General features: G+C 36.5%; 9 protein-coding genes. 8 read left to right on the top strand and 1 reads right to left on the bottom strand.

Annotated features, from left to right (window positions below; all coding sequences use genetic code 11):
• Positions 1-11: 11 nt before the first annotated feature.
• The 7 genes from sbnC to sbnI are packed head-to-tail and all read left to right on the top strand — an operon-like array spanning position 12 to position 9,213.
• Positions 12-1,778, top strand: coding sequence for a staphyloferrin B biosynthesis protein SbnC (gene sbnC / locus AST02_RS07110; protein WP_069816858.1), 1,767 nt, complete (start codon positions 12-14; stop codon positions 1,776-1,778).
• Positions 1,768-3,027, top strand: a complete 1,260-nt coding sequence (locus AST02_RS07115; protein ID WP_069816860.1) for an MFS transporter — start codon at positions 1,768-1,770, stop codon at positions 3,025-3,027. Before sbnC ends, AST02_RS07115 begins: the two co-directional genes overlap by 11 nt.
• The gene (locus AST02_RS07120) at positions 3,017-4,744 is read left to right on the top strand and encodes an IucA/IucC family protein (protein ID WP_069816862.1); all 1,728 of its coding nucleotides are present in this window, start codon (positions 3,017-3,019) and stop codon (positions 4,742-4,744) included. Before AST02_RS07115 ends, AST02_RS07120 begins: the two co-directional genes overlap by 11 nt.
• On the top strand, positions 4,731-6,503 hold the full coding sequence (gene sbnF, locus AST02_RS07125; RefSeq protein ID WP_226957503.1) for a staphyloferrin B biosynthesis protein SbnF: 1,773 nt from the start codon (positions 4,731-4,733) through the stop codon (positions 6,501-6,503). The genes AST02_RS07120 and sbnF overlap by 14 nt, the downstream gene beginning before the upstream one ends.
• Complete coding sequence (locus tag AST02_RS07130; RefSeq protein WP_069816866.1) at positions 6,478-7,272, top strand: HpcH/HpaI aldolase family protein; 795 nt, start codon at positions 6,478-6,480, stop codon at positions 7,270-7,272. The genes sbnF and AST02_RS07130 overlap by 26 nt, the downstream gene beginning before the upstream one ends.
• On the top strand, positions 7,247-8,437 hold the full coding sequence (locus AST02_RS07135; protein WP_069816868.1) for a type III PLP-dependent enzyme: 1,191 nt from the start codon (positions 7,247-7,249) through the stop codon (positions 8,435-8,437). Before AST02_RS07130 ends, AST02_RS07135 begins: the two co-directional genes overlap by 26 nt.
• Before the next feature lie 11 nt (positions 8,438-8,448).
• Complete coding sequence (gene sbnI, locus AST02_RS07140; RefSeq protein WP_069816870.1) at positions 8,449-9,213, top strand: bifunctional transcriptional regulator/O-phospho-L-serine synthase SbnI; 765 nt, start codon at positions 8,449-8,451, stop codon at positions 9,211-9,213.
• Between the two features lie 90 nt (positions 9,214-9,303).
• On the opposite strand, the gene AST02_RS07145 is transcribed toward sbnI, so the two are convergent.
• The gene (locus tag AST02_RS07145; RefSeq protein ID WP_370736898.1) at positions 9,304-11,205 is read right to left on the bottom strand and encodes an endonuclease/exonuclease/phosphatase family protein; all 1,902 of its coding nucleotides are present in this window, start codon (positions 11,203-11,205) and stop codon (positions 9,304-9,306) included.
• A 437-nt stretch (positions 11,206-11,642) separates the two neighbouring features.
• On the opposite strand from AST02_RS07145, the gene AST02_RS07150 reads away from it, so the two are divergent.
• Positions 11,643-12,944 carry a PrsW family glutamic-type intramembrane protease gene (locus tag AST02_RS07150; RefSeq protein ID WP_069816874.1) on the top strand — a complete coding sequence of 434 codons (1,302 nt, stop codon included), beginning with the start codon at positions 11,643-11,645 and terminating at the stop codon, positions 12,942-12,944.
• The last annotated feature ends 2 nt before the right edge of the window (positions 12,945-12,946 follow it).

Here is a 12,946-nt window from a genome sequence, read left to right on the forward strand (position 1 = left end):
AGTGTCGTTCAGTGATAGAAGTCACAGCGAATCATCAACAAAATCATGCGCACACTACTGTTTTAAGAGATCTAGTGGATGGTCTATTATTTGAAGATGTCTTTGGTCTTTTGACAAAAAGTGAAGCATTGCAAATCGCTTCAGATACGCTATTGAAATATTCCAATGAAGACAAGGCGCTCTATATACCTGTTTATCATAGTGGTTTAAATATTTATAGATTAAAAGGAACGACCGTCTTTGTAAAAGACAATGACGAAGAACATGAAATAAATGCATTAGCGTTATGGGACACACTAGTTGAAATGAATGCACCGTCGAGCCGTGAATTGAATACAGCACGTTTTCGAGAAGGGCTTGAAGTTGCGATGGATCAGTTAACAGCCCAATTAGAAGGATTAACCTTATCAGAACATCCTTTTATCAAATCAGAACAGTTTGCGAGCTTAAAGGATCGTCCATTTCATCCTTTAGCTAAAGAAAAACGTGGTTTAGATACAGCAGATTATCAACAATATCAACCAGAATATTTTAGAACTTTCTCTTTAAAAACGGTTGCGATACATCGTGATTACATTCTTAAGAGTGAGTATTTAAACGAAAGCTTACTCAATGAAGCCTTAGCAATCGAAGATGAGGGCACATTAGCACACACGCTTGAGGCGGCAGGCTTATCTTCAGAGTATATGGTATTTCCTGTACATCCTTGGCAAATGATACATGTGATTCCCGAAATGTTTCAAGCAGAAATCGCAGCGCATATTATTGTGCCGCTAGATTATGAGTTTGGCGCGTTTTTGCCATCATCATCTATGCGTTCGCTCATTGATATTCATCGTCCTTTTCAGCATATTAAAGTGCCGTTTTCAATGCAGTCATTAGGTGCACTGAGATTAACACCGACACGCTACTTATTAAATGGTGAAAAGGCAGAACAATTATTAAGTGAAATTATAGCTCAAGACAGCACTTTAGAAAATAAGGTAGCGCTGTGTAATGAAAAGCAGTGGTTATCGTTTATTAATGCAGACAAAGATATATTCCAAGATCAAATAGGCCATCTGACAACACAGATTAGAAGTTATCCTAACCAAGTAACAGCGTCATCGTCTCAACTCGTATCGATGGCTGCATTAGCGGCCCATGATGCCACATTATACGAAGATATTCTAGGCATAGCGCAGGCTCAAATGGAAAGTCAGCAATTAGAAGTGTTATTTGATGAGATGGTAGATTACTTTCTTCATATTATGCTTAAATTTATGAAAAACGGTGTCTTACCAGAAGTGCATGGACAAAATATTTTGATTTTATTTAAAGAAGGGCACGTGGATCAATTCATATTGAGAGATCACGATACAGTACGTATTTATCCACAGTGGATGCATGAAAATAACATTGATATGCCACAATATGCGATAAGCAAAAATTCTCCGAATACGTTAATTAATGAAGATATAGAAACGTTCTTTACATATTTTCAAACGTTAGCAGTATCAGTGAATTTGTATGCAATTGTAGATATGCTACATCACGTCTTTGGATTGGATGAAATCGTGTTAATGAATAAAATTAAATCATCACTTTCAAAGCATGTGCAGCAGATGGATTGTTCGGAAGCGGATAAAGCACAAGTGCAACATATTTTATTCGAGAAGCAAACATGGCCTTTTAAACGCGTACTTTTACCACTTTTACATCAACAAGAATCAGGTGGCGGTAGTATGCCATCAAGTATTGGGACGATACCAAACCCCATGATGCGTCATGAACAGTGAAGCGATTTGGTATAGGAACTTTCGCATCTTATGGTTGAGCCAGTTTATTTCGATAGCTGGACTGACTGTACTCGTTCCTTTGTTGCCAATCTATATTGCATCGCTCAAGAATTTATCTGTTACAGAAATTCAAATGTGGAGTGGAGTTGCGATTGCAGCGCCCGCTATCACAACGATGATTTCCTCACCGTTGTGGGGCAAACTTGGCGATAGAATCAGCCGGAAATGGATGGTACTCCGTGCATTATTAGGTTTAGCAGTTTGTTTATTATTGATGTCACTCTGTACGACGCCACTGCAGTTTGTGTTAGTCAGATTGTTACAAGGATTATTTGGCGGTGTTGTAGATACTTCTAATGCATTTGCGACGAGTGAAGCACCGGAAAAAATGCGTGGTAAAGTCCTTGGAAAATTGCAAAGTTCTATTAGTGCGGGCTCTCTAGTTGGACCCCTTATCGGAGGCGTTGCAGCAAGTATTGTTGGATTTCAATCGTTACTGTTAGTGATTGCTATTTTGACATTTATTGTCTGTGCAGTAGGCATTAAGTTACTTATAGAAACCACACATCAGCATAACAGTAGCGAAGCAGAACCTATGCGTTGTAGTGTAAGACAATCATTTAAATGTTTACTGTGTTCTCAAGTGACATGTCGCTTCATTATCGTTGGTATGCTTGCTAATCTTGCGATGTATGGCATGATGACTGCGCTCGCCCCTTTAACAACTGGCGCCAACCAGACATTTTTAGATGATAAAGCAGCGGTAGGTCTTGTTCAATCTGCATTTTGGACTGCCTCTATTTTAAGTGCCCCATTATGGGGAAGCTTAAATGATAAAAACTATGTCAAATATGTCTATTTAATCACTGCACTCATTTGTGGCTTAAGTGTCATATTTCAAGGTCTGTCGAGCACACTGTGGATGCTAATCATCTTTAGAGTGATACAAGGATTCACGTATAGTGCATTAATTCAAAGTGTGATGTATGTCGTTGTTAAAGCATGTCACCAAGATTTAAAAGGCACCTTCGTTGGTTCCACTAACAGCATGTTAGTTATAGGACAAGTTGCTGGCAGTATGCTAGGCGCTGTGATTACAAGTAGCTATAACCCTACGATTACATTTATCGTGATGGGCGGCATATTTATAAGCAGTTGTGTTGTCTTATTATCATCGCAATTAAACGCTGTGAAAGATTATAAATTAACAATGAATGTATGGGAGTTGAATAATAAACGTGCAAAGTAATCAGAATATGGAAATAGCTGAACATGCAGCTGTAGAACGTATATTGAATGTATATTTTAGAGAACAAAATTTGTACAATGCGCAACCAGAGCAGAACATGTGGTGCATCACGCTCGGGCCATCTAAAACGTTAATAGGTAAATTTAATTATTGGTCAGAAATGGGTCATCACTCATACCACCCAGTGATGTGTGCACAAGACAATGGCACGTCTTCACAGTTAGCACCAATGGAAGTGATTGAACACTTGTTTGAGATGCTCGCACAACAAACAGAAGATGAAGATAAAACCGGATTAAAAGCAATACTACACAATGTTTACCTAGATATTAACAATAGTGTAAAACGCACCGCACTCTATTTAACGCGTGCGCAACAACAACAAACTGAAGATGAGTATATTATTTCGGAACAATCCCTTTATTTGGGTCACCCGTTTCATCCAACGCCCAAGAGTTCAGTCGGATTTAGCGAAGGAGATTTATTGAATTATGCACCAGAGTGCCAGACACAATTTCAACTGTATTATATACAAGTTGAGCGTTCTATCATGCTTGAACGATATGTGGAAGGCAGAGCCGCCGCAGTAAATGAATTGGCATTACAGTTGGCACAGTTAGATACTGATGACATAGAAGCCGGTTATACATTATTACCTGTGCACCCATATCAAATAGCTGTATTAAAAGACAACGCTAAGTTTAAACAATGGATGGATGACGGCTTTATTAAAGATATCGGTATCAGCGGATATTACGTCTATCCGACGTCTTCTGTTCGCACGGTATTTTCAAAAGAGCTTAACGTTTACCTGAAATTACCGATAAATGTCAAAATCACAAACTTCGTAAGAACGAATGATCATGAACAAGTAGAACGTACAATTGATGCCGCAAGTGTCATCGCATCGATAAAACCAGATTATGAAACAAAGCATTTTAAGCTGATGTTCGAAGAAGGTTATCGTGCATTGAAAGATTCGCCTGAAGCAGGCGCTTTCGATTTATTAGCAAACACCGCAATGATTGTGCGTGAAGGTATTGAAGATTATCACTCGGAGAAACAAATTCACGTGTTAGCAAGTCTATTTGAAACCATGCCACATGAGCCTGATTCTATGTTAGGAGAGATGATTACTCAAAGTGACTTGTCGGATGAGGAATGGTTAAGTGCATACTTAGACATCACCTTATATCCAATGCTTGAATTATTATCTGACACTGGCATTAGTCTCGAAGGCCATGTACAAAATACTTTGATTGAATTTAAAGATGGCCATCCGCAAGTGTGTTATGTCAGAGATTTGGAAGGCGTATGCATCGCAGAAGGTATCGCAAAGCGTGCGCAAATTATTCCAAATATAATACAAAGCGAAAGTCCAGTTGTCTACAGTAATGAAGCAGCGTGGCATCGTTTTAAATACTACATTATTGTAAATCATTTGGGGCATTTGGTGGCTACAATGGGCAAACGCGTTGGTAGTGAAACGACATTATGGCAAACGGTTCGCAATAAATTATTGGATTGGTCTCAAGACGCAAGTATATCAACACAAATGAAAGTCTATGTGAATGACCTATACGAAAGTCCAACATTTTCAGCAAAAGCAAACTTTTTGAGCAAAATAAAAGCGTGTGGCGATAACCCAATTTATACCAATATACCAAACCCAATGTTTATGGAAGAGGAGGTACGACAACATGATGCACAATATTGAACAACAAGTAAAACACCGCATTATGAATCAACTTGTAACTTCTATTATATATGAAGATGTCGTGCAATATGAGGTGACACAACAAGGTGCTACTACGACAGTAACAATTGAAGCGGAAGACGCAACGTATCGTGCTGAAGTAAGAGAATTAGATAGCTTTCAAAGGTTAGAACTTACATCACCTGTATGGCGAATCCCAGATGATGGCGATATAGCAGTAACGGTTGATTACGCCACAATGTTACGAGAAGTCATCTATACATTTGATAAAAATAGTGAAAAAGTTGAGGCATTTATCAATGAATTACTACAAACGGAACTGAAAGATACACAAGCCATGCGATATAAAGAGATGACTGCGGGTAGTGTTAAATTAACGTTCGATGCACTTGAATCTTATGCGATGGAAGGTCATCCTTATCACCCAAGTTATAAATCACGTCTCGGCTTTACCCTTGTAGATAATTTGCAATATGGCCCTGATTTTCAGCCGACATTTACATTGAAATGGCTCGCAATTCCAAAACAATATATTGAACAGACTGTCTCTCAAAATATTGAATCGCAAGAATTACTTCAACAACAGTTAGGTAATGAAGTTGTGCAGCAGTTTAAAGAAGTGTTTAGAACATTAGATAAATCATTAGCGGACTATGAATGGTTGCCTGTACATCCTTGGCAATTTGATCACATTATTGCAAATGAACTTGCTGAACAATGGATTAATGGTGAAATTATATTACTAGGCGAATCGGAAGAATACTATACACCGCAACAATCGATTCGTACATTATCACCTGTGAACACGTCTAAATATTATATTAAAGTGCCCTTAAGTATTACGAATACATCCACTAAACGTGTATTAGCGCCACATACGATTGAAAATGCAGCGCAGATTACAGATTGGTTAAAGCATATTCATGAACAAGACAGCTATCTAAATAAAGAATTAAAAACGGTCTTCTTAGGTGAAATATTAGGAATGTCTTATATTAATGATAATTTAGATGAATCAAAGCGTGAAGCCATTTATGGTGCAGTATCTGTCATATGGCGAGAGAACTTACACAGTTACTTAACTGAAACAGAAGATGCGATACCATTTAATGCGATTTATAGTTTGGACCAACAACAGAATCCAATTATTCAGCAATGGATTGCACAATATGGTGTAGCAGCTTGGGTTAAACAATTTATCAAAGTCGCAGTGCAACCGATTATCCATATGCTTTATTACCATGGGATTGCACTTGAATCACATGCGCAAAATATGATGCTCATTCATGAAGACGGTTGGCCAACGCGTGTAGCAATTAAAGATTTTCATGATGGTGTGCGTTTTAAGCGTGGATTACTAAGTACAGAGGCACAAAATCCTCAATTAAAAGATACACCAGAAGAACATAAGAAAATCAATCGTAATTCATTTATCGAAACAGAAGATGCAGAACTTGTTAGAGACTTTGCTCTAGACGCATTTTTCTTTATTAATATTTCTGAAATCATTATGTTCTTTGAACGTCACTACAATTTGAGTGAACGTCAACAATGGATGTATGTATACGATGAAATCGAGCAGTATCGTCAAACCCATCCTGACCTGCCTAATTATGAGCATTTTGATCTATTTGAAAAAACGATACAAGTAGAAAAATTGACAACAAGAAGATTATTAGAGGATACAGAAATAAGAATCCATCACGTAAGTAACCCGTTAGGAGTGATTCATCATGATGACGTTATCCCTCAAAGATAAATTGGCACAAGACACTGAAGTCTATGGCATTTTTAATTCTATTCCGAACCCACTTGTTATTGAAATCATTGCAGCAAGTGGTTATGATTTTGTAATTATAGATACTGAACATGCTGCCATTAATGATGAAACGTTAGAACATTTAATTCGTGCAGCTGAAGCAGCGCAAATCACGCCAATTGTAAGGGTCACTCAAGTCATTGAGCGAGATATTATCAAAGTGTTGGACATGGGCGCAAGAGGTATTATTATCCCTCATGTTAAAGATAAAGCGACCGTAGAACATATTGTGGAATTAAGTCGTTATTATCCTCAAGGTATGCGCAGTTTAAATGGTGGACGCATGGCCAAGTTTGGTGAAATTCCATTAACAAATTATATGGCAGATGCGAACAATAAAATTATTGTCATGGCGATGATTGAAGATCAAGAGGGCATCAGTGCAATAGAAGACATTGTACAAGTTGAAGGCTTAGACATGATTATTGAAGGTGCTGCCGATTTATCTCAGTCGTTTGGCATGCCATGGGAGACAAGCAGTGAAGTCGTACAATCAGCATTACGTTACATGCATGACGTGACAAGTGATTACAATAAACACTTTTGTGCATTACCAAGAAATAAAGAACAACAAGATATGTGGTCACAACGTGGTGTTAATACGTTTGTACTTGGAGACGATCGTGGCAAACTTTACCGTAATTTAAAATCAGAATTAACCTCATTTAAAGGAGGGGCAAAACGTGACACAAATATCCGACAAAATTAAAGAAATCAAGCAAAGTGGCGCTCCTGTTTGTCATTATATATATGATTTAAACGCATTACGTCAACATGTGCACAAAATCGTTTCGTCCTTACCAGAGAACTGTGAGATGTATTATGCGATGAAAGCCAATAGTGAAGAAGACATTTTAGCGACGATGAGTGAATCTGTTGCTGGATTTGAAGTAGCATCTCAAGGTGAAATACAAAAAGGTTTAGCACATAAAAAAGCGAACCGCATTATTTTTGGTGGTCCAGGCAAAACAGATGAAGAATTAGCATTTGCCATCGATCAAGGCATTCAACGCATTCACGTAGAAAGTATATACGAGTTAAAAAGGTTAAATGCTATCCTTGATACCAAAAATGAACAGATGGATGTCTTATTACGTGTGAATTTATCAGGACCCTTTCCAAACGCGACGCTACACATGGCAGGACGACCAACCCAATTTGGTATATCAGAAAATGAAGTCGAACAAGCAATCAAACTTGCACTTGAACTACCGCATATCAACTTAGAAGGATTTCATTTTCATTCTATTTCAAATAACTTAGATGCAGCGTTACATCTAGATGTTATGCGACTCTATTTTCACAAAGCCAAAGTTTGGGCAGAGGCCTTTCAATTTCCACTGAAACATATCAATATCGGTGGAGGTATTGGAGTCAATTACGCAGATTTAAATCAACAATTCGAATGGCAGCAATTTGTTGAAGGCTTTCAAGATGTGATTAATGAAGAAGCGATGAATGATGTTACGTTGAACTTTGAGTGTGGCCGTTACTTAGTTGCGCATATCGGTTACTATGCGACTGAAGTCATTGATATCAAGCAAGTGCATCATGCGTATTACGCTATTTTAAAAGGGGGCACGCAACAATTTAGACTACCAGTGTCATGGCAACACAATCATCCTTTTGAAATATGTCATATTGATCATAATCCCTATCACTTTGAACGCATGGAAGTCGCTAATGAAAAGGTGACATTCGTCGGTCAACTCTGCACGCCGAAAGATGTTTTCTCAAAAGAAACATCAGTAAAATCTGTAAGAACTGGGGATGTCGTAATATTTAATTACGCTGGCGCTTATGGTTGGTCTATTTCTCACCATGATTTTTTAAGTCATCCACATCCGACATTTATCTATTTATCTGATCAATAAGGAGGACTAAAATGGAACAAATGTATAATGCATTAAAACTTGTACCAGTGGAACACATAGACTTACATGAAACATTTGAGCCGAAGCGTTTAGAAAAAACAAAGCAAAGTATTGAAGCGGAACAAATTATGAGACATCCAGTATTAGTTACACAAACACAATCAGGTAGATATATGGTCATTGACGGTGTGCATCGTTTCACGAGTCTCAAGGCACTTGGATGTCGCGTTGTACCAGTACAAGATATTAATGAGACGCAATATTCCATTAGTACATGGAATCATAAGGTGCCTGTTGGTCAGTGGTGGGAAAATTTAAGACAAGATGATAGTTTGCCATGGACGACAGAAATTAAAAATACCACGCCATTTATTACAATGTGCAAAGGCTATGACGAACAATATTTATATATAGAAGATTTAGGAGAACAGAAATTAGAAGCGTGGGCAAAGGTCGTTGCCAGTTATAGTCAAACTTATGATGTGGAACGTATGGCACAGAGTGATAATACTTGTGTATCTAGCCAACATATTTTGATGAAATACCAGCCGCTTGGTTTTAAAGAAATCGAAACAATCGTTAATAGAGGAGAAACTGTCCCAGCCGGTGTCACACGTTTTAATATTTCTGGTCGCTGTCTTAACTTACAAGTGCCGTTAGCAATTTTAAAAGAAGAAAATGAGCTAAATAGAGATGTAAAATGGAATCAATTCTTAGAGGAAAAAATGGGTAGCGTACGTTGCTACTCTGAAAAAGTCTATTTAGTTGAGCAATGACATCTTATTATAAAAAAAAGAACGAGTGATGCATGGCATCCTCGTTCAATTCTGTCGACAAACTCTTATGATTTTGTCGATTTTTTGTGCCTATTTAGTTTTTTCATCTTTACGGGCCTGTTTTAAATCAATTTGAGCTAATAGAGGATCATGGTCACTCGCACGACCTGACATATCAGTGAAATCACTGTTTACATGAATTGGATCTAATTCTGTATGGTTTTTCAAGTTATTTGAAACGAATATGTGATCAAGTGCTTGTGAATTACCTTGATAGTTGTATGAATAACGTTCGCTTTCAGGTAAATCATAAATCATATTGCTCATATTAAAGCTTTCAAATGTTTTCAACGGTTTTGACCATTGGAAATCATTGTAATCACCAACGGATACGATATTGGCATTAGGGTTGTCTTTTTGGACTTGTTCTACAAAGTGTCCAACTGATTTGGCAATTTCAACACGTTGATTTTCACTTTCTAATACTGGAGGTTGTTGACTACCGAATAGTGGTGTATCACCATTTTTAGAGTTCCAATGATTCGCTAATACAATGACTTGTTCTCCATGAAATTTAAATTGAGCAGCCAATGGTTTTCTAGAATCATCAAAGGCCGGATTATTCGGGTCGATGCGACCTGGATTTAATGTTAAGTCGCCATCTTTATATGATACTGCTGTGTCTGCATCTCCAGATTCAATAGATTTATCAAATTGAACACGTTTAGGATTATATAAGAAACCAACACGGATATTCGCATCAGGCTGACCGCCGTCTTCATTCATTGAAGGATCGATATTTAAATATTTATACTTTGGTCCACCAGCTTCTTCAATATCTTTAATTAAACGTTCGTAAGATTTATTAGCTTCTGGTCCGCCTTCTTTTGGACCGTCATTATCTTGTACTTCAGTCACGCCGATAATATCAGGATTTTTCATGTGTTCTGTGATGCCATTCGCAATTTTATCCGCTTTATCCTCTGTTGTAGATGATGAATTGTTAGAGAAATTTTCTAAATTATAAGATGCAACATTGAGCTTTTGATTACTCGGTTCAATGGAAGTTGGTTGTGGCTCAGTGTCACCCTCGACATGTGCTTGTTTCATGTCATCTAAATCTACATTTAATTTGTAGTTTTGGAATCCATAATTCACATGACCAATAATTGGACCTTTAAATTTATCGCCTGTTGCTACATCAAAATCACGCGCTTTATGATTATCATACATTTTAAAAGGAATACGTTCACCATGCTGATCATTTTCTTTTAAACGTACACCGCCATTGTCCGTTTCAGCTGGTTGGTCGTCTGAAACAGTGAAAAGGTCACCATGTTCTTGTGGGCCAACACTTCTGACGTCGTCAACTTCAACACGCATGCCTTCTAGCGATTCCCAGTAGTCAATTGCGTATTGCTCACGATCAAAGGTCTGAAAGTTATCATTTGCAGAAATTTTACTTGGTACTTTTTCAATCACATAGGGCTCAGGCAATTGTTGGTTACTTTCTTCAATAGCCACGTTGCCACCTTTATCGTCACGTGCATTAATTTGAGTTACTGGTAAGTCTGTTTCCTGTTTATCATCATAACCATCAATATAATATTCATCGACAGTGCCTGTAACGTTAACTAAGTCACCTTTTTGAGCGTCATAATTTTGATTACCCGTATAAATGATAAGACCCTCAGATGTATTCGGGTTATTATCCTGTTTATCGTCAGGTGTTTCAATATGTAAGTACTTGCCACCATTTAATTCATATTGATATGTAACAATCCCTTTTATGTTGTTCACTTTTTTACCATCGTAAGGTGATTGATGACCTTCTCCCTGGATATCGTGAATCTCTATACTTTTTGTCGAACTATCTTTTGTATCTTGCGCATCTTTCTCTGTTGTTGTTGCGTGAAGTGTAGTAGGTGCTATGACAGTAGTTGCTAATGCCATAGATGTGATAAATGACCAAGTTAATTTCTTCAAAACCATTCCCCTTTAAATTTCAAATTTAATTATATTGTAACAAAGCTAATTCAAAGGAATTGTTAAGCTAGGGTAAATTAATATTAAGTTTAGCCTGGTTTATGGTAGTGGAAAATAAAAGTGATGGTTAAGTCGCATTTACAATGGTGAGTACGTATTAAAAAAGAAAAACTACAATTCACGACTAGGGTTGATGTTGAGAGAAAGAAGGAGTAGTAAATCTGGACAGAAATTATAGAATTTTTATAAATAACTGAAATGATAAAGTACAAAATAACGCACATTTCCTTTTACAGGATGTGCGTTATTTTTCAAAATTATTTTGGCTATTGTTTAAAAATTAAATTAAATATTAAAACTAAAAAATAATGTAGAATTTTCTTGTGCAATATATTAAAGTAGTATGTATAGTTATTGAAAATAATATGGGAGTAGGGAATTGTATGAAATGTGCAAGTTGTGGGAGCCATGTTGAAAAACATGACAAATTTTGTATTAGTTGTGGGCAGAACTTAGAAAATAATTTTGTTAAAGAAGAACCTAGAGTTGAAAATGAGAAATTTTGTCCAAACTGTCATACAAAAGTAGAAAACGGTGATAAATTTTGTATGAGCTGCGGACAAAATTTAATAGTAAATTATAGTACTGAAAATAAAGAGACTTTAAATCAAAGCGCGGAAACAATTGAAAAACAATCAGCAGATAATGTTGATTTGAAGTTTGAAGCTAAAAATTTATTTAGTAATACTACCAAATCTATTGGAAGATTAGCTGGTAGTGAAGAAAGTTTGAATTTAAATCTAAAGGATATGTTTTCAGAAGTGTTTAAATCACATTCAAAAGATGAATCAGACGAAGTATTTATAGCTGGCACAAAGACCACAACACCAACATTAGACGAAGTATCAGAAGAATGGGGGAAACCATGGGTTTTTTCGAGAGTGTTTCTAGCATTTGCCATCACGTTTGCAGCATTATGGATATTAGGTGGTGTCTTTGGTAATGAGAATTCGATTCCTGGGTTAATATTTATTGGCGCATTAACAGTACCATTAACAGGTTTATTCTTTTTTTATGAATCAAATGCGTTTAAAAATATAAGCTTATTTGAAGTTTTAAAAATGTTTTTCATTGGTGGTGTAATTTCACTTATTAGTACAATGATTTTATATAATTTTATTACATTTAGTGACGATTATTATTTATACGGATCAATGACTGTAGTAGACGCGGGATTGGTAGGTTTAGTGGAAGAAACAGGTAAGGCTATTATTATTGTTTACTTTATTAACAAATATAAAACAAACAAAATTTTAAACGGTTTATTAATAGGAGGAGCAATTGGTGCAGGCTTTGCTGTTTTTGAATCTGCTGGTTATATTTTAACTTTCACTGATAATTTAGAGGCTACATTAATTGATATGGTATTTACAAGGGCTTGGACAGCTATAGGAAGTCATTTAGTGTGGTCTGCTATTATAGGGGCTGCTATTGTGATTGCTAAAGAAGATAACAACTTTGAATTTAGTAACATATTAGATAATCGCTTCTTATTTTTCTTTTTCTCATCGGTTATTTTACATGGTACTTGGAATAGTTCATTTTCATTAGCAGGAAGCTATACGCTTAAGTATTTTGTACTCATTTTTATTGTGTGGCTGTTAGTATTTATATTAATGAAAGCAGGATTAAAACAAGTGAATGTTTTACAGAGAGAAGCAAAAACAATTAGGGAGGATATATAATA

Source organism: Staphylococcus equorum, assembly GCF_001747895.1.
GTDB lineage: Bacteria > Bacillota > Bacilli > Staphylococcales > Staphylococcaceae > Staphylococcus > Staphylococcus equorum_A.

What these genes read in the sequence shown, in the direction of transcription:
- AST02_RS07150 (WP_069816874.1), top strand. Translation starts at nt 11,643, where the DNA reads ATGAAATGTGCAAGTTGTGGGAGCCATGTTGAAAAACATGACAAATTT.
- AST02_RS07130 (WP_069816866.1), top strand. Translation starts at nt 6,478, where the DNA reads ATGATGACGTTATCCCTCAAAGATAAATTGGCACAAGACACTGAAGTC.
- AST02_RS07145 (WP_370736898.1), bottom strand. Translation starts at nt 11,205, where the DNA reads ATGGTTTTGAAGAAATTAACTTGGTCATTTATCACATCTATGGCATTA.
- AST02_RS07115 (WP_069816860.1), top strand. Translation starts at nt 1,768, where the DNA reads ATGAACAGTGAAGCGATTTGGTATAGGAACTTTCGCATCTTATGGTTG.
- sbnF (WP_226957503.1), top strand. Translation starts at nt 4,731, where the DNA reads ATGCACAATATTGAACAACAAGTAAAACACCGCATTATGAATCAACTT.
- sbnI (WP_069816870.1), top strand. Translation starts at nt 8,449, where the DNA reads ATGGAACAAATGTATAATGCATTAAAACTTGTACCAGTGGAACACATA.